Annotated in this window: 17 protein-coding genes and 1 tRNA gene; 1 reads left to right on the top strand and 17 read right to left on the bottom strand. The window is 44.2% G+C overall.

Going from position 1 to position 16,745, the window contains the following annotated elements; genetic code table 11:
- Positions 1-159 precede the first annotated feature (159 nt).
- The 5 genes from AB4249_RS06105 to AB4249_RS06085 all read right to left on the bottom strand — a co-directional run bounded on the left by AB4249_RS06105 (position 160) and on the right by AB4249_RS06085 (position 6,230).
- Positions 160-1,086 carry a LysR family transcriptional regulator gene (locus tag AB4249_RS06105; RefSeq protein ID WP_017087671.1) on the bottom strand — a complete coding sequence of 309 codons (927 nt, stop codon included), beginning with the start codon at positions 1,084-1,086 and terminating at the stop codon, positions 160-162.
- 253 nt (positions 1,087-1,339) lie between these two features.
- On the bottom strand, positions 1,340-2,554 hold the full coding sequence (gltS, locus tag AB4249_RS06100; protein ID WP_017078190.1) for a sodium/glutamate symporter: 1,215 nt from the start codon (positions 2,552-2,554) through the stop codon (positions 1,340-1,342).
- Between the two features lie 254 nt (positions 2,555-2,808).
- Positions 2,809-2,899, bottom strand: a tRNA-Ser gene (locus AB4249_RS06095).
- A gap of 179 nt (positions 2,900-3,078) precedes the next feature.
- Positions 3,079-3,528, bottom strand: a complete 450-nt coding sequence (locus AB4249_RS06090) for an L-alanine exporter AlaE (RefSeq protein WP_004736492.1) — start codon at positions 3,526-3,528, stop codon at positions 3,079-3,081.
- Positions 3,529-3,776: 248 nt separating this feature from the next.
- The gene (locus tag AB4249_RS06085; protein ID WP_372102532.1) at positions 3,777-6,230 is read right to left on the bottom strand and encodes an ATP-binding protein; all 2,454 of its coding nucleotides are present in this window, start codon (positions 6,228-6,230) and stop codon (positions 3,777-3,779) included.
- 171 nt (positions 6,231-6,401) lie between these two features.
- On the opposite strand from AB4249_RS06085, the gene AB4249_RS06080 reads away from it, so the two are divergent.
- On the top strand, positions 6,402-6,971 hold the full coding sequence (locus AB4249_RS06080; RefSeq protein ID WP_017062064.1) for a UPF0149 family protein: 570 nt from the start codon (positions 6,402-6,404) through the stop codon (positions 6,969-6,971).
- 75 nt (positions 6,972-7,046) lie between these two features.
- Here the strand turns inward: AB4249_RS06080 and AB4249_RS06075 are convergent, their stop codons facing one another.
- From AB4249_RS06075 to cydB, 12 genes are all read right to left on the bottom strand, one after another.
- Positions 7,047-8,078 (bottom strand): potassium channel family protein, encoded by a 1,032-nt coding sequence (locus AB4249_RS06075; RefSeq protein WP_017063519.1) that lies wholly within the window; start codon positions 8,076-8,078, stop codon positions 7,047-7,049.
- Between the two features lie 174 nt (positions 8,079-8,252).
- Positions 8,253-9,314, bottom strand: coding sequence for a quinolinate synthase NadA (nadA, locus tag AB4249_RS06070; RefSeq protein ID WP_136973580.1), 1,062 nt, complete (start codon positions 9,312-9,314; stop codon positions 8,253-8,255).
- Positions 9,315-9,523: 209 nt separating this feature from the next.
- Positions 9,524-10,306 carry a tol-pal system protein YbgF gene (gene ybgF, locus AB4249_RS06065; protein WP_017062068.1) on the bottom strand — a complete coding sequence of 261 codons (783 nt, stop codon included), beginning with the start codon at positions 10,304-10,306 and terminating at the stop codon, positions 9,524-9,526.
- Between the two features lie 33 nt (positions 10,307-10,339).
- Positions 10,340-10,882, bottom strand: a complete 543-nt coding sequence (gene pal, locus AB4249_RS06060; RefSeq protein ID WP_017062069.1) for a peptidoglycan-associated lipoprotein Pal — start codon at positions 10,880-10,882, stop codon at positions 10,340-10,342.
- A gap of 113 nt (positions 10,883-10,995) precedes the next feature.
- Positions 10,996-12,348, bottom strand: coding sequence for a Tol-Pal system beta propeller repeat protein TolB (gene tolB, locus AB4249_RS06055; protein WP_017062070.1), 1,353 nt, complete (start codon positions 12,346-12,348; stop codon positions 10,996-10,998).
- Between the two features lie 12 nt (positions 12,349-12,360).
- Positions 12,361-13,428, bottom strand: a complete 1,068-nt coding sequence (tolA, locus tag AB4249_RS06050; protein ID WP_372102530.1) for a cell envelope integrity protein TolA — start codon at positions 13,426-13,428, stop codon at positions 12,361-12,363.
- A gap of 13 nt (positions 13,429-13,441) precedes the next feature.
- Positions 13,442-13,885, bottom strand: a complete 444-nt coding sequence (gene tolR / locus AB4249_RS06045; RefSeq protein WP_017062072.1) for a protein TolR — start codon at positions 13,883-13,885, stop codon at positions 13,442-13,444.
- 3 nt (positions 13,886-13,888) lie between these two features.
- Entirely contained in the window at positions 13,889-14,572 is a 684-nt protein-coding gene (tolQ, locus tag AB4249_RS06040; RefSeq protein WP_017062073.1) for a protein TolQ, read from the bottom strand.
- Positions 14,562-14,999 (bottom strand): tol-pal system-associated acyl-CoA thioesterase, encoded by a 438-nt coding sequence (gene ybgC / locus AB4249_RS06035; protein WP_017062074.1) that lies wholly within the window; start codon positions 14,997-14,999, stop codon positions 14,562-14,564. The genes tolQ and ybgC overlap by 11 nt, the downstream gene beginning before the upstream one ends.
- A 172-nt stretch (positions 15,000-15,171) precedes the next feature.
- Positions 15,172-15,474 (bottom strand): cyd operon protein YbgE, encoded by a 303-nt coding sequence (gene ybgE / locus AB4249_RS06030; RefSeq protein WP_017062075.1) that lies wholly within the window; start codon positions 15,472-15,474, stop codon positions 15,172-15,174.
- The gene (gene cydX / locus AB4249_RS06025) at positions 15,467-15,574 is read right to left on the bottom strand and encodes a cytochrome bd-I oxidase subunit CydX (RefSeq protein WP_000270284.1); all 108 of its coding nucleotides are present in this window, start codon (positions 15,572-15,574) and stop codon (positions 15,467-15,469) included. Before cydX ends, ybgE begins: the two co-directional genes overlap by 8 nt.
- Positions 15,575-15,605: 31 nt before the next feature.
- On the bottom strand, positions 15,606-16,742 hold the full coding sequence (gene cydB, locus AB4249_RS06020; protein ID WP_372102528.1) for a cytochrome d ubiquinol oxidase subunit II: 1,137 nt from the start codon (positions 16,740-16,742) through the stop codon (positions 15,606-15,608).
- Positions 16,743-16,745 lie beyond the last annotated feature (3 nt).

Genomic DNA, 16,745 nt, shown 5'->3' with positions numbered 1-16,745 from the left:
GTTAATGGTTTGTAACTTATTCCGCACGTGTTGACTTAACAATAGAGAAAGTGTTGACAAAAACTCAATTCGACTTAAAAACGAATTCGGCAGTTTGGAACTGTGATATTGAGGGGTATTTGAAAGCTTGGGAGGGATAGCTACATAAATCTACAATGCCTAGATATTGTAAGCGTCATGACTCAAGAAAGTGGCGTTTTCAAGTAAGAAATCCAACAAGGTTTCGGCCTGTAACGTAAGTGCGCGACCTTTCAAAGATTGAACCTTAACCGTCGCCTTCGATAGCATCTCCAACTCGGTCGCAACCACTTCGATCTGCCCTGACTTTATCTCATCGATCACGGTGAGTTTGGGCATAAAGGTTACGCCCAGCCCTGCTGAAACAAAGTTAGTCAGTGCAGTGACCGAGTTAGTTTGAAGCTTGGGCTGCAAGGTAAGATGGGAAATTTGTTCGGCCTGCTTTACCAACCTCCCCATGCCGGTCGAATTATCGATTAAGGCGAGAGAAGCGTCTTGAATATCTTGCATTACCACAGGCGATTCTTTCATCGTAAGGAAGTGCCCTTTCGGAGCAATCAATTCGAGCGGATGGCTGCGTTCAACGTGAGAGTGCAGTTTAGGGTGCGGTGCAGAAGCATAGGTAATCGCGAAATCGATCTGTTGATCTTCCAACATTTTTACGGCGTCCAATGCCCCAGCAATCTCAATTGATAAGTTGATATCAGGGTATCGAGCCATGAAGGTTTGCATCGGCTTTGACACCAAGTTGGTAATAAACCCTTCACCGATGGCAATGCTGACATTGCCTCCTTTGAGGTTTTTAAGCTTGGTTAGTCGAGCAAGTACTGCGGCCTCTCCACGAACAATGGAACGGTAGTAATTCAGCAGTTCATTACCCGCTTCAGTTAACAGTGATTGGCGGTTATTGCGCTCCCATACTTTCATTTCCGCTTGCGCTTCTAACTGTGTCAGCATCCGACTCATTGCCGCAGGATCAACGTTCATCATCTTAGATGCCTTACGCAATGACCCGTATTTCGATAAAGCATTAAGGTATTCCAGCGCGCGGATATTAAAGTGGTGCATTCAACTTCCTTGTGATTCAACTGACACTGATTCAAGCGTCTCACAAATTTACTGCGAACATGTATCCCAATTTATCAAGATCGTGTTTGCACTTACTAACTTGTGCACCGAGTCACTTCAAGTGCATTACATCAAAGGCTGATATACGTATTTTTAACTTGCTGTAGATAAAACAAAGGCGACAACTTTCGTTATCGCCTTTGTGGTCATTATCCTGATGTAAACATCGAGCAGTTAATAACCGGTCACTTCACTACATCCCAACAAAAAAGCTAATCACCAACGCATTAATCAAATCAACAAAGAAACCACACACTAATGGCACCACAATGAATGCTTGTGGGCTTGCGCCATAGCGGTGAGTTACCGCGGTCATGTTAACAATTGCTGTTGCTGTCGAGCCAAGAGTGATACCACCGAAGCCTGAACATATCACCACAGAATCATAGTTTCGCCCCATTAGGTAATAAACGACAAATATCGTAAACAGCAGTGAAAGCAGGATCTGGATACTCATGACAACAGAGATATAGCCAAACAGTCCATCGAGATCCCAGATACGCAGCCCCATCAAGGCCATGGTCAAGAACATACCTAAACAGATGTCAGAGATCATCGCTAAGCCTTTGCGGCCTTGAGCAATTTTCTCTTGTGTACGGCGCTTCTTGAACAGCGCTCGACCAATGTTTCCGATCAGGATACCGGCAATTAAGCAGCTTACGAATAACGGCAGTTTTAGGCCCATCGAGTCGATAACTTCGCTCAGGCTGTAACCGAGCATCAGTGTTAAGTTGAGAATCAACCACGCCCACAAGACACCGTAATGGCTCAATTCACTGCGAGTTTCACTTTCTTGGTATGCACCAACTGTCACTTCTTCTTCATTGGATGGGCTCACTTTGTGCTTGTTTAGTAGGTAGTTGGCAATTGGACCACCAATCACACACGCAGCAATTAAACCAACCGTATTTGACGCCACACCTAGCTCTAGCGCGTTAGCGATACCAAACTCTTCCACAAACATTGGCGCCCACGCTAACGTTGTACCTACGCCACCGATTAAGCTAACAGAGCCCGATAACAAACCAGCTTTAGGATCCATTCCAAAGCCAGAAGCTACTGCCATCCCTACCACGTTTTGCAGAACGATAAAGACGGCAGCAAGAAACAATAGAATGAACAACGGTCGCCCACCCTTAATCAGTGTCTTAATATCCGCTTGGAGTCCGATACCAGCAAAAAAGTAGAGAAGTAAAAAGTCTCTGACATCTAGGCTAAAGGTGATTTGGATTTCAAAAATATAGTAAAGCGCCGCTACGGTCGCAGCACAAACAAAGCCACCAATTACAGGCTCTGGTAGTGAATACTTTCTTAATACTTCAGATCGTTCAATCAAACCTTTACCGATAAACAGTAACGAAATCGCGATAGTAAAAGAGAGCATTGGAGAAACTAGGGTTTCTGTCATGGGGTAATGGATTCCTAATAGTTAGATTATTAATAATATTTCATACTATTAATAATCTAGATTCATACCAAAAGATCAAGCGTTTATCGATGATAAAAACACCAAATATGGTTCATTCTGCGACGCCATTAATAGAGGAAATAACTATAAAGAAATGATTAAAGGAACTGATACTAGGGATGGATGTAGATGACGTGAAATATAGGGGCTCTAAAACGAGAAAACCCCAGCATTTCTGCTAGGGTTTTGAATAGTGGTGGAAGGATGGGGATTTGAACCCCAGATACGCTATAAACGTATACTCGCTTTCCAGGCGAGCGCCTTAAGCCACTCAGCCATCCTTCCACAAATTGTGTGTTGAGCTTGTACTCAACGAGGCGCTACTTTATTGATTCTGCTTGCTTTGGTCAAGGGGCATTGTCAAAAAAAGTGCCTTTTTCGGTTTGTTCGATTACAAATTAACTCATTAGATCAAAAACAAACCAAATTTCATTCTTTCGTTGCACTTACGCTTGTTGCTTTTCTTAAGCTTGTTGATAGTAGCCCGGAACTCGAAACCATTTACGGCACATATCTAGGAAGTAGCCATAAAGTACGCCCATACCACACGAGATAACCGCATTACTGGTTACAGCCGTAACGATCTGGTCGCTTGAAGCACCCACCGCCAATAAAATACCGGCATACACAGGCGACTGGAACAACACGTAAGCTAAAAGGTCAGAAATATTCTTCATCAACGAACTTTGTGAAAGCTTTGCACCATTACGTAAAAACCAATCACGAAAAAGACCATAAGGCCAAGCAATAGCAATGTTCACTGGGATAGATAACGTTCGAGAAGCGAGAGACTGCTCAAATGTCATACCAGAAATAAACACTTCTACGATCATGCCTGAAATAAAACAGAAAACGACCATAGCAAATGTATCCGCAGCTGCGTTTCGAATACAAAATGGACCACGAGACTTCATCGACGCCAAACCTAAAATATATCACTGCCTATTGAGTGAATTAGTAACATATAAACAAGGTGTATTTACACCCTACCAGATAATGTCGCTATTAAATCACAAGATTAGCAGTCATACATTCCAAATTAAAAATAAAGTTGTAAATTAACAACCAAAAACCTCTTCAAAAGCAGTAGCTTCCACCAAAAAATCAAACCAAGGTCAAATATTGGACAATTCGTCATTTACTTACCGTAATTAAACAACATTTAAGCCATCGGTAGATTTACGGTAATGATATTAATGACATCTTGTGTAGGTGGTGCTCCTAAAGAAACCTGCTCTAGCGCTTTATCGACTTGTTCAGTAAGTTCAGCGTTGTTCATAGGTTCAACGTGGACACGTAGGCTCTCTAGTGCAAATTGAATCAGTTCTAGGTTGTTGTCTTCTAGCGCCACATACAGAGTCACCAATAGCTCTTCGGTGTTATCTTTATTTCGCAGATCAGGTTTAGGCAGTGACTCGCTTTTACTTTTCGAGTCGTGTTTTTTTACATCTTGGCTTTCGAGAGCATCCGCTTTTACTTCATGGTATTGGTAAAGCTTATTTGAATAACGGAACAAGGCGTCATCCAGTTCACGCTCATCAATCGGCTTAGCGATAATGTAGTCCACACCCGCCCCTAGCATACGTTCGCGAGTCTCTTTAAAGACATCAGCCGTACAACCAAATACCAGTACCGATGACACATCACCTATCAAAGCACGAATCGCAGTGGTTGATTCAACGCCATCCATCACAGGCATATGGTTATCCATGAGTACCAAATCAAAGCGCTCGGCAACCACGGCTTGTATTGCAAGTTCACCATTTTCGACGCTCTTACAAGTGAAACCTTTGCTGCTCATGAAGGTTTCAATGATCACCGTATTCGTTCGGTTATCCTCGACAATCAATACTTTTAAGCCTGAGTAGTCCAACTTCTTATGTGGCAAGCTCTCTATCTCGCCAGGCTGGCATGGCTGAATCTTCAAGCGAACATCAAAGCTCGTGCCTATCCCTTCTTCACTGGTGACGGTAATACTGCCATCCATGAGTTGGGCAATTTTCTTCACTATCGCTAAGCCAAGGCCTGTGCCGCCAAAACGCCTTGTTGTGGAAGACTCCGCTTGTTCGAAAGGTTTGAAAATACGCTTTTGAGCCTCCTTAGAAATACCAATTCCGGTGTCGCGAACTCGAATACTAAGGTAGGTGTCACTCCCCTCTATGACTTCTTTCAGGTACACCTCGACAAAGCCTCTGGAAGTAAACTTCACCGCGTTGTTCAAAAGATTAAACAAGATTTGTCTTAGACGTGCTTTATCTGAGAAGTACCAACGACCAGAAGGCACCTCAGAATACACTTTGAATTGCAGCCCTTTCTCTGAAGAGAGTGTGAAGTAGACACTGTTGATACTGCCGATGATCGAATCGAGTGGGAAGCGAGTCTCATCAAGATCCAACCTTCCCTGCTCGATCTTCGAAAAGTCTAAGATCTCGTTAAGTAAGGTCATCATGTGATCACCAGACTCATACAAACTCTTAAGATGCTTCTCTTGTTCAGAATTTAGAGGCGTTTTTAATAGGATCTGAGCAGTACCCAATACCCCATTCATAGGGGTACGAATTTCATGTGACAGGGTCGCAAGGAAAGCGGTTTTTGCATTGGTGGATGCCTGAGCTTTAACCTTTTCCGCTTCAAGATAAATGGTCTTTTCGTTGAACGTTTTAATCAAGTGACCAATTTCGTCTTCACTTGAGTAGTCAACATCTATGATTTCGCCTGCTTTCGAGCTATCTAGCTGTGCGGCAATCGTTGTAATTGGACTAATCAAATAACAGTTCAATAAGTAATAGCCCGCCATCACACAAAGTAGCAAGAGCGGAACAATACCGCCTTCAATGCTCATCACCTGACGAAACACTTCGTCTTCTACTCGTGATTTGGAGTTCACCACATCCACTTGCCAGCCGAAATCACCAAATTGATTGCTACTGATGTAAATGCCTTCAACGAGATTAAAGTTATGCGAAACCAACACTTGGTTAAGCTTATCTCTGAGCGTAATGCCAAGGTTGTATTCTTCGGCGTGGTTCTTGATAAAACCAAGCAGCTCTTCGAGCGAGAGATCCACCGTGGCAACACCGGCAAAAGTACCGTCGTAATAATAAGGGGAAGACGCCGTAATCATTCGAACGTGTGTGTATGGATCGATATACACATCGCTCCAAGAGATCGTGCCTTGTTTTTGGTTGACGACAGAGGTGTACCAATACTCTTCTTGATAAGGGGCATTTTGGGGGTTGTTGTAAGAATATATCTGGTCGATTATTCCATCGTCGGCTTTATTAAAAAAGTAACTGTTGAGAAGCTTTTTAGAATCAAGCGCATAAGGTTCGGGCCAAATACCGGCACTGACAATCGTATCGTCGCTCGCCGCCAATATGGACTTAAAGAGCGGAATAACATCATCACCGTTACGATGCGCTTGAGCAAACCCAACGAGACTGTCTACGAAGCCTCGAGAACTACTGAGTGGCTCTGTAATCAATGCGGATAACAGTTGCGTACGCAAGTCGAGGTTTTGTTGTAATTTGGCGCGCACAGGGGATTCTACGACGTAATACGTCACACTACCGACAATGGCAATAAACATCGCAAGGTATAATCCAAGCGCTACCATGCTTTTTTTCTTTAAAGACGACCGTATCTGCATAATTCTTTTATTGTTTTCTTTTCTGTTAAACCTAGTGTTTATCATCCATGACATCAAGCCTTTTTAGATTGAAGCTTGATTGGCACAAGTTCATTGGTACTATAAGCGCAAATATGTTCCCTTTTACGGTACCTCACTTTGACTTTACAAGATATTCTTGCGCTTCCAGAGTTGGAAGGAAAGCTAATCACAGAACACAAAACAATGGGCTTTGTCACTGCAATGGCAGCGGCACCGAATGTGTTAACCCCGCATGAGTGGCTACCGTTCTTATGGGGTGGCGAAGAAGTCGCACCTTTTACGGATGGTGAACAGCTAGAAAGCTACATTGAAGTTATCATCGAGCTTTGGAATAAAACCCGCCCAGAACTGATTGAAGGGACTTGGGTTTGGCCTGAAGCTTGTCAATTAGACGACGAAGAAGTGGTGAACACTGCCGCTCGTGATTTTTGTGAAGGCTTGCTTCAAGGCTGGCAGATTGCTCGCGACGATTGGGAAACACTAATGCCTGAAGAGAGCGAAGATAACGCACTCGTTGGCGGTGTCCTGCTGTCACTGAGCATGCTTTACGATCCAGAAACGTCAATTGCTACGCTTGCAGAGCAAGGCATCGAAGGCCTAGAGCAGTTCGAAGAGATCTTTAACGCTGTTCCTGTGATGCTTTGCGGACTAACGCAGCGTGGCATTGCACTGGCTGAAGCTCAATAACAGTTAGCTTTATACAAGCCAAAAGGCCTCATTATGAGGCCTTTTTTAGTTTTCAGACGAAATAAAATAGTCGCTTTAGAAGCCTTTCCAATCGAAGTCATCAATTCGCTCATCAGCAATATAAAACAGCTTAGTGCCACTGCTGACCACTTGATCTAACTCTGGGTTGAGTTCAATACCGCTCCCCGTATCAATGGCGATCAGAGTTGCTTGATACTTCTCTTTAAACACTGAGAAAATAGGCGCGACGGTGACAGACTCAGCGTCTTCAGGGAAATACGTTGAATACTGTGTCATGCCTCTTGTTGAGCTCAATAATTCTTGGTGAAGCGCACTGGAACCTGGGTCTACCGCAGCCTTTGCTAGCATCTCAGCACCCACCGCTGGAATACATTCTGAGTTAGGGCAATGCTTGTGTAACAAATCGCTCAGCGCTTCATCTTTAAAGTAAACAAGAAGGTGCGCTTTAGGGTTTCGGTTGGCACAGTAAAGCGCCGCAGATAACGTAATGTCGTCTTCTGGGTTATCAATCAGGATGCAACTTGCAGACTCAATGCCCGTTTTCTCCATCTCTTTGCCATCGGTGTAGCTGTTTACTTTGACGAAATTGATTTCACCGGGTAACGGGTTCTCGATATCTGAACGCGTACATAGCACGATTGGTCGTTTACCCGTTTCTTCGTGTTGTAGCATGCGGATGAGATGAATGGTTCTTTGCTCATTCCACCCCAACATCAAAATGTGGTTGTCCACTCTAACTCTCCTTTTTCCTAGCAAGCCCGCTCGCCAATATTCAACACCTTCTGTCGCCACTTTACCGAGCAACGCGGCAAAAAGGCTCAACCCGCCTGGAATCACAAATAGAATAACGATCCACTGCCCCGCTACCGTGGTCGGTGATAAATCACCATAACCAACCGTAGAAGCCGTCACCACCAAGTAGTAAGCGAATACGGTAACCGAACTGGTTAAATCTGTTTCACCCGCCAAATACAGCATCGACCACGATAAAGCGATGTAGCCAAGAAAAGTGAACAGTAAGTTTTTGCCATTCAAAACAAAGATGTTTGCTTTGATCCAGCGTTTGAGTTGTAACCAGATTATCATTCGAGCCTCTAATCTTTTCCTCTTACTTACATGCTAGAAAAAATACGCGATATCAACAAGATGTATCATCAGAAAAAGATACATGACCACAAGATTGATATTGGCGGCCTATACGCAGATACAAAAAACCAGCACTATTGGCTGGTTTTTTTATTGGTTAGATAAAAGAACGACTTACGCGTTACCTTTTACCTGCACATTTAACTGCTCTGCAAAATCTAGCATGCGGTTCAATGGAATAAGAGACTTCACGCGTAATTCGTCAGAAACGAAGATTTCGTGTTGCTCACCACCATTCTCAAGCGCGTTTTCAATCGCTTCAAGGCCGTTCATTGCCATCCAAGGACAGTGTGCGCAGCTACGACACGTTGCACCAACACCCGCTGTCGGCGCTTCAATCAGCTCTTTTTCAGGAACCAATTGCTGCATCTTGAAGAAGATGCCTTTGTCTGTCGCAACAATCATCTGTGGATGAGGCAGCTCTTTTGCTTTCTTGATCAGTTGGCTTGTTGAGCCTACAGCGTCAGCCAGTTCAACCACGCTTGCTGGTGATTCTGGGTGAACCAAGATAGCCGCTTCTGGGTATACCGATTTCATTTTCTTCAAAGCATCAGCTGAGAACTCATCATGAACGATACACTCACCTTGCCAAAGCAACATGTCAGCGCCAGTTTGATTTGCAATGTAAGAACCTAGGTGACGGTCTGGCCCCCAAATAATGGGTTTGCCTTCAGCGTCTAGGCTTTCAACGATTTCTAAAGCGATGCTCGACGTAACTACCCAGTCTGCACGAGCTTTAACAGCTGCAGAGGTGTTCGCGTATACAACCACAGTGTGGTCAGGGTGAGCATCACAAAATTCTGTAAATTTGTCAGCTGGGCAGCCAAGATCAAGCGAACATTCAGCTTCAAGTGTTGGCATTAAAATGCGTTTTTCAGGAGTAAGAATCTTTGCAGACTCACCCATGAAACGAACACCAGCGATGATCAAAGTGCTTGCTGAGTGACGGTTACCGAACTTAGCCATCTCTAATGAATCGCCAACGAAACCACCAGTTTCTTCTGCCAGAGCCTGAATTTCAGGATCGGTGTAGTAGTGTGCAATTAGAACTGCATCTTTTTCTTGAAGTAGTTTTTTGATGTTTGCGATGTGGGCCTGTTTCTGAGCGTCGCTCAATGGAACTGGCTTAGGCGGAAACGGGTAAACTGTATCGATTTTATCTAGTATATGACTCATTGCTCTTGCTCTACGCAACTTCTTCCGAGAATCCGAGTATTCTACACAGGACAGCGATTGGGATCAAAAAGGATTGGTTGCAAGCGGTGACTAGCTAATGCTTAAAACGCATAAACAAGGCGATGTGTTGTCATCACTAGCAAGAGAAGTAAACACTAAACGGAAGTGAACAGGTATAAAAAAGAGGCGCCTAAGCACCCCTATTTTGGTTATAAGTGGGTTTTGGCCACTTTAGCCGAAGCACTGTTTGGGTGCTCGGTTACGACTTGTTGGTAATATTTCTTAGCTTGCGTCGCGTTGTTGTTGCGCGCTGCTATGTCACCAAGCTTAACCAGTGCATCTGCTCGCTTGTTTGAGTCTTTGTACGACACAACAGCAGCGAAGCTCTTCACGGCTTCTTTATCTTGCTTCTTAGCGAAATAAAGCTGACCTAACCAGTAATGTGAGTTAGGTGTGAAGGTAGAATCTGGGAAGTCTTTTTGAAACTTTTGGAATGCAGCGATAGCACCCGTGTAGTCTCGTTGCTTTAGAATCATATCTACAGCATTTTGATAAGCAGTTTGCTCATCCACATCAGTACTGAACGTACCAGAAGCGTCTTTAGAGCCTTCGCTCGCCGCCACTGCTACCGTTGCTGTTCCTGCTGCTTTCACCTCGCCTCTTACGCGATCCAGTTCAATGAACAGTTCACGCTGACGCTCTAGCATTTGCTTCATATCGTAGCTGTTTCGTTCCAGATCACCACGAAGTTCACTGATCTCCAGTGCCATGTCGTCGATTTGCTGTTGCATTTGAAGCTGAACGAGATTGCGATTTTGAAGCAGGCGCTCTAAACGCTCAATATCTGATTCGTTAGATGCTGATCGAGAGGAAGATGATGAATTGGTTGCGGTGCTATTGAGATCGGATACTGGAGCTGGTGCAGCGAACGCGGTGTTCGCTGCACTTGCCAGTAACGAAAGCAAAATGACTCGCTTTGTGTTACTGAACATGAGGCAATTCCTCAATTATATAGTCTACTAAAATTAGTAAACTAGTACTGCGCGACGGTTTTTAGCGTACACATCTTCAGATTGACCTAGAAGAAGTGGCTTCTCTTCACCGTAGCTTACGATAGAGATTTGGTCAGCTTGAACACCTAGAGCTTGTAGGTATTTCGCTACAGCTTGTGCACGACGCTCGCCAAGTGCGATGTTGTACTCAGGAGTACCGCGCTCATCAGCGTGACCTTCGATAGTAACGTTCATGTCAACGTTCTTAACTAGGTATGCTGCGTGAGCTGCTAGCATTTCTTCGTAATCGCCAGCGATAGTAGAGTTATCGAATGCGAAGTAGATTGTTTGAGTTTCACGTAGCGCTTGCTCTTTAAGCTCTTGCTCAGACAGTTGACCGTTAGCGTCAATTGGCGTTACAACAGTTGTGTCTACATTGCCTTCTGAACCTGAAGTTGTTTGGTTGCTTTCAGTACCAGATGTTGCAGATGTTGCTTCATCAGTTGAGCTACATGCCGTTACTGCCATCACTGGTAGTGCAATCATCAAGCCTTTAAGAACTTTGTTAAGTTGCATCTTTTTTTCCTTACGTTATCAAACTTAGTTTCTACAGCGACTAAGAGTGCTATAGATAGTTAAATGCCACAATAGTTAACACTATCAATAGCTAAAAGAATATGTAATTTTCCCTAGAGGAACGGTGACCATGCAGGCGCTCTTACGCGTCCGTTAGTTGCCGGTAATCTAGCTTTAAAACGTCCATCGATAGAAACCATCGATAGTACATTTGTTTTGTTGTAAATAGAGCTATAGATAACCATACCTCCATTCGGTGCAATACTTGGAGACTCATCTAACAATGTTTTTGTTAGTACCTGAACCGCACCGGTTTCCAAATCTTGCTTAGCCAAGTTAAAACCTGAGTTGCTGCGATTCACCATGATCATGAATCGACCATCAGGAGTGATCTGGCCACCTAAGTTTTGGCTACCTTGCCAAGTAATACGAGAAGTCGAATTATTGGACAAATTTACATTATAAATCTGTGGTTTACCACCACGATCCGATGTGAAAATAAGAGACTTGCCATCTGGGTGCCAGAATGGTTCAGTATTATTCGAACGGCCGCGGGTAATTTGAGTCAGCTTACGGCTAGCAAGGTCAAGTGTGTACACCTGAAGGCTGCCCGTTTTCGACAATACCAATGCCAATGTTTTACCATCTGGCGAGAATCTTGGCGCACCATTGTGACGAGGGTATGACGTCACTTTCTCACGTTCACCCGTGTAAATATTCATGATGAATATTTCAGCTTGGCCATTCTGGAAGCTCACATAAGCTAGCTTTTTGCCGTCTGGTGACCATGCTGGAGACATGAGAGGCTGCTTAGAACGAAGTACTAAACGCTCGTTAAAGCCATCGTAGTCAGCAACACGAAGTTGATACGGGTACTTGTCTTTATCGTTCACTACCACGTAAGAGATACGAGTTAAGAACGCGCCTTTCTCACCAGTTAGCTCTTCATACACTAGGTCTGAGATACGGTGTGCGTACTCTCTCAAGCGATTACCAGGAACCGTAGCCTTCTTATTGAATAGAACGTGATCTTTAGAAAGCACTAATTGGCCTTCATCACTCAGCGCACGACTTTGTCCTTTGGTCAGTTGACCACGAACAATATCGATCAATTGGTAATTCACCACATACTGCCCTTCGGCATTTTTAGTGATACTACCGGTAAGCAATGAGTCAACACCTAGGTTAGTCCAAGCATCAAAGTTAACCTCAGTTTCGCTGTAAGGCGTTTGAGGCATTTTGCTTGTCGCAACTGGGCTGAATTTACCACTGCGCTGTAAGTCAGAAGCGATAACCGCTGATACATCGTGTGGCAATGGCTCTGAGCCTTCCCAACGGAAAGGTACAATAGCGATAGGTCTTGCAGAGTTAATACCGTCTGTAATAACCAGCTCCAGCGCTGCATGTGCAAACTGGCTGCTTGTAGCTATTAAGAAAACAAAACTCAGTAATAGTTTCTTTAACACAAGTTCGTCCTTTTACTCTGGTGATACAGTTAAGTTAATGTCTTTCAGTGAGTTCACAATGTCTGGGTCTTTAGGCAACGGGTAAGATTGTACTTGTGCCACCGCACGCTTGGTTGCTGCACATAAACGGCTATCGCCATCTAAGATACTCAAACTACCCAATATCGCGTTAGAGCCCGTTGGAATCAGCTTAAGGTTCACTCGACATGAGCGTCCTCGATAGCTGTCTTCTAACAACAGGTTCTGTTGAATCAGTTGGGTATAGATAGCCCCGTAACGTTGCGCTTCATCAGTGATAAATTGTTGTCTTGCTGAAGAGTTTTGAGTCGCTTCCGTTTCAAGCCCAGCAAAGATATCGTTCAATGCGGCTTCTTGTTGTTTACGCTCTTTTTCTGCTTTTGCTGCAGCTTCTTTTGCCTTACGGGCTTTCTCTGCTGCCGCTGCCGCTTCTTTCTCTTTCGCTATGCGTTGCTTTTCCGCGAGTTCAGCGGCTTCTTTCTCTTTACGAGCTTTGTCTGCTGCCTCTTTCGCTGCTTTTTCTTTTGCCACGCGTTCTTGTTCAGCTTTTGCGATTGCCGCTTCTTTGGCTTTACGCTCGTTCTCGGCTTTCACTAACGCAGCTTCTTTTAGCTTACGGTTAGCTTCGGCTTTAGCGGCTTTCTTTTGCTCTTGCTGTAAACGCGCTTCTTCAGCTTTGCGTTGTTTCTCTTTCTCAACTCGACGCTTTTCAGCTTCACGAGTTGCTTTAGCTTCTTTCGCTTGCTGTTCTTTTAGCTTGCGAATATTTTCTTCTTCAGCTTTACGATTCTTTTCAAGTCGTTCGCTTTCACGTCTGAGTTTGTCAAGACGCTCTTGCTCTTTCTTGCTTGCCGCTTCTCTTTGTTGACGAATCTGTTGAGCTTGCTGGCGAACCAACTGAGGATCAATCACCACTGCTTGAACCATCTGCCCTGTAGGCTTTGGCTCTGACATCGTGAAATCCGCCCCCCAAATGAGCGCAACGAATAAAATGACGTGCAGCCCAAGAGAAATAAGAAGCGGTGATCTGAAATTATTGGATTTTTTATTATTCGCTTTCATGAATGCTACGGAGCTATTCCCTTATATCCGTTAAAAGGCCAACCTTTGGCACACCTGCACGGCTTAATTCATCAAGTAATAAAACCACTTCAGCGTATGGCGTTGCGGCATCACCACCAACCGCCACTGGAGAGTTTGGCTTCAGAGACAACTCGGCTTTCACACGGACGATAATATCTTCCATTGATAAGCCACGCTGTACTTCTTCGTCATTAACGCTCAAGCCAAGTTCACCGTCTTTGTTCACTTCAACGATGATGAAACTTGCATTGTCGTCACCCAGTAGGTCTTGTGCCGATTTAGCCGTTGAAGCCTGAGGCAATTCAACGTCAACGCCTTGAGTAACAAACGGCGAAGTCACCATAAAAATGATCAGCAAAACAAGCATAACGTCGATGTAAGGTACAACGTTAATCTCTGCTGTCATTTTGCGTTTTTTAGGTTGGTATCCAGCCATCTATTATTCCCTGCCAGCCATCGCTTGACGGTGAAGAATACTGTGAAACTCTTCAGAGAAAGTCGCGTAGTTGTGTTCTAGCTTGCCTACTCGGCTGCTGAAGCGGTTGTACGCCATTACCGCTGGAATCGCAGCGAATAGACCCATTGCTGTTGCGATCAGTGCTTCTGCAATACCAGGAGCAACCATTGCGAGCGTCGCTTGCTTCACTTCACCTAATGCGATGAATGAGTGCATGATGCCCCAAACCGTACCAAATAGGCCGATGTATGGGCTGATAGAGCCAACGGTCGCCAAGAAAGGTAAGTTAGTTTCTAGTTCATCAACCTCACGAGCAACGGCAACGCGCATCGCACGGCCAGTGCCTTCCATAATGAAGTCAGGTGATGTTGCATTCGATTTACGAAGGCGAGCGAACTCAGTAAAGCCTGCGTAGAAAATTTCTTCAGTACCAGAAAGCTCGTCTTTGCGTTTGTTGCTCTCTTGGTACAGTTTTGCAAGATCAACGCCTGACCAAAATTTGTCTTCAAACACTTCTGTTTGTTTAGAAGCTTGAGATAACACTTTACTTCTTTTTATGATCATCGCCCAAGAAACAACAGACATGCCCATAAGAGTCAGCATGACCATCTTAACTAGTAAACTAGCTTCTAAAATTAGGCCTAAGATTGAGATTTCAGCAGTCACTATTCGTTAGCTCCGTGAGAATAAATGTTGGCATTGCTTTGGGTTTCATTTTTTGATTATCGATACATGCTACCTTAACCATTGCTTTACACAATGCCTTGCCATCAGGATTTACGATCTCTTGACAGAAGACCAAGGTAGCTCGCTTCAACTCGTAAATATTTGTAATGACTTGTAAAGAATCATCAAGACGCGCGCCTTGAATAAAATCAATGTCCATATGTCGGACTACAAAACCGATGTTTTGTTCTAACAATACTTGCTGAGAAACGCCAATTGAGCGCAACATCTCAGTTCGAGCGCGTTCGAAAAACTTAAGATAGTTTGAATGGTATACAACGCCACCCGCATCGGTGTCTTCGTAATACACAGTCACTGGCCACGTAAATAGCTTAGATAATCCCTGCAATTTGCTACCACAATCCAAAACGATAAAGATCTCACTATAACCTAACTCCTTATCATTAATAGTATATCGCTGTGAATTTTTTGATTTGAGAGACGAAAAAAAAGGCCATCTGTATAAGATGACCTCTTTTTGGCTAAAAACCCAACAAGTATAAAGGCTCACGTTGTTATGAACCTAAATCCTTTGCCTTTTATAGAAGGCGCAGCACCGTTAGGTAGAGCAAAATTGTGAGTGAAACATATGGGCTAAACAGTAGCTGCCACATCCAAGCTCTTGGCTTAAATCCGATACCGTAAACCATGCTTGAGCATACTGCCCAAATAAACATTGGTCCGATGATCGCGTTAAAGCCACCGATGCTTGTCGCATACGCTTCAGGATCCCACATCACTAAACCCACATGCATGAAACCCAATACTAGGGCTAAGGCTCTAAGCAGAGTCTTATCCATTGGTTGATGCAGCTTAGCGATTTGCTCTGCGAGATTACTCACTGTCTTTGTCCATCATTTCTGAATGCTCTAGCCATAGAGCATTGATGATGCCGAATGCACATGCTAGAAGTACACCCAAAATCCATGCGAAATACCACATAAAATTTCTCCTAAGTTATTTAACTTCTAGCTTAGTAAGCTGAAACGTCGTTATCTTCGATGTGTTTCTTATCTAGACGACCGAACATTTTGTAATATGTCCAAGTTGTGTAGCCAAGAATCACAGGAACCATTACCGCCGCAACGACAGTCATAAGACCAAGCGTTAGCTCACTCGCTGTTGAATCCCACATAGTCAAGCTTTGGTTAGGGTTCAGGCTTGATGGCATTACGAATGGGAACATTGCAAAACCAGCCGTTAGAATAACACCAGCGTTCGATAGGCTTGAGAACAAGAATGCGAAACCACCACGCTCAAAGCGAGATGCAATCACAGCAAGCAGTGGCATTGCTACACCAAGGATCGGCGCAGCCCACATTGCTGGATAAGTTTCGAAGTTTGTCATCCAAGCACCCACTTGAAGTGATACTTCTTTGTTTAGTGGGTTTGAGTCAGCAAACGTATCGATAGTGCTCGTAATTACATAGCCTTCGATAGATTGAACCCAGAAACCACCAATAACGAATAGAGCAATAGCAATTAGGCCAGTGATCTGAGCAACGTTACGAGCACGAGCGTGCAGCGCTTCTGTTGTCTTCATTTGAAGCCATGTTGCACCTTGCATCACGAACAACATCAGAGCCAACACACCACATAGCAATGCAAACGGATTTAGCAGAGCGAAGAATGTGCCGTGGTACTTAGACATCATTAGATCGTTAAGGTCAAATGGAACACCTTGTAGTAGGTTACCAAATGCTACACCGAAGATGATTGGCGGAACTGTGCCACTAAAGCAAAGTGCGTAGTCCCACGTTTTACGCCATTTTGGGTCTTCGATTTTAGAACGGTAATCAAGTGCAAGTGGTCGTAACCAAAGCGCTGCTAACGTCGCGTACATTGCGAAGTAGAAGCCAGAAAACGACGTTGCGTAAACCAGTGGCCAAGCTGCGAACAGTGCACCACCAGCCGTGATCAACCAAACTTGGTTACCATCCCAGTGAGGGGCGATCGTATTCAGCATGATACGACGTTCAGTGTCACTCTTACCGATAACCGGTGAAAGTGCTGCAACACCCATATCAAAGCCATCTGTTACTGCGAAACCTACCAGTAATACACCAATTAGGATCCACCAGATGAGTCGTAAGCTTTCGTAATCAAACATTAA

Source organism: Vibrio sp. 10N.261.55.F4, assembly GCF_041470465.1.
Taxonomy (GTDB): domain Bacteria; phylum Pseudomonadota; class Gammaproteobacteria; order Enterobacterales; family Vibrionaceae; genus Vibrio; species Vibrio crassostreae_C.
The sequence above is the reverse complement of the archived record's forward strand: the minus strand, read 5'-3'. Positions and strand labels throughout refer to the sequence as shown.

Excerpts from the sequence above, each read along its gene's own strand:
- AB4249_RS06105 (WP_017087671.1), bottom strand. The coding sequence starts at position 1,086 with ATGCACCACTTTAATATCCGCGCGCTGGAATACCTTAATGCTTTATCG.
- gltS (WP_017078190.1), bottom strand. The coding sequence starts at position 2,554 with ATGACAGAAACCCTAGTTTCTCCAATGCTCTCTTTTACTATCGCGATT.
- AB4249_RS06090 (WP_004736492.1), bottom strand. The coding sequence starts at position 3,528 with ATGAAGTCTCGTGGTCCATTTTGTATTCGAAACGCAGCTGCGGATACA.
- AB4249_RS06085 (WP_372102532.1), bottom strand. The coding sequence starts at position 6,230 with ATGGTAGCGCTTGGATTATACCTTGCGATGTTTATTGCCATTGTCGGT.
- AB4249_RS06075 (WP_017063519.1), bottom strand. The coding sequence starts at position 8,078 with ATGATAATCTGGTTACAACTCAAACGCTGGATCAAAGCAAACATCTTT.
- nadA (WP_136973580.1), bottom strand. The coding sequence starts at position 9,314 with ATGAGTCATATACTAGATAAAATCGATACAGTTTACCCGTTTCCGCCT.
- ybgF (WP_017062068.1), bottom strand. The coding sequence starts at position 10,306 with ATGTTCAGTAACACAAAGCGAGTCATTTTGCTTTCGTTACTGGCAAGT.
- pal (WP_017062069.1), bottom strand. The coding sequence starts at position 10,882 with ATGCAACTTAACAAAGTTCTTAAAGGCTTGATGATTGCACTACCAGTG.
- tolA (WP_372102530.1), bottom strand. The coding sequence starts at position 13,428 with ATGAAAGCGAATAATAAAAAATCCAATAATTTCAGATCACCGCTTCTT.
- tolR (WP_017062072.1), bottom strand. The coding sequence starts at position 13,885 with ATGGCTGGATACCAACCTAAAAAACGCAAAATGACAGCAGAGATTAAC.
- cydX (WP_000270284.1), bottom strand. The coding sequence starts at position 15,574 with ATGTGGTATTTCGCATGGATTTTGGGTGTACTTCTAGCATGTGCATTC.
- cydB (WP_372102528.1), bottom strand. The coding sequence starts at position 16,742 with ATGTTTGATTACGAAAGCTTACGACTCATCTGGTGGATCCTAATTGGT.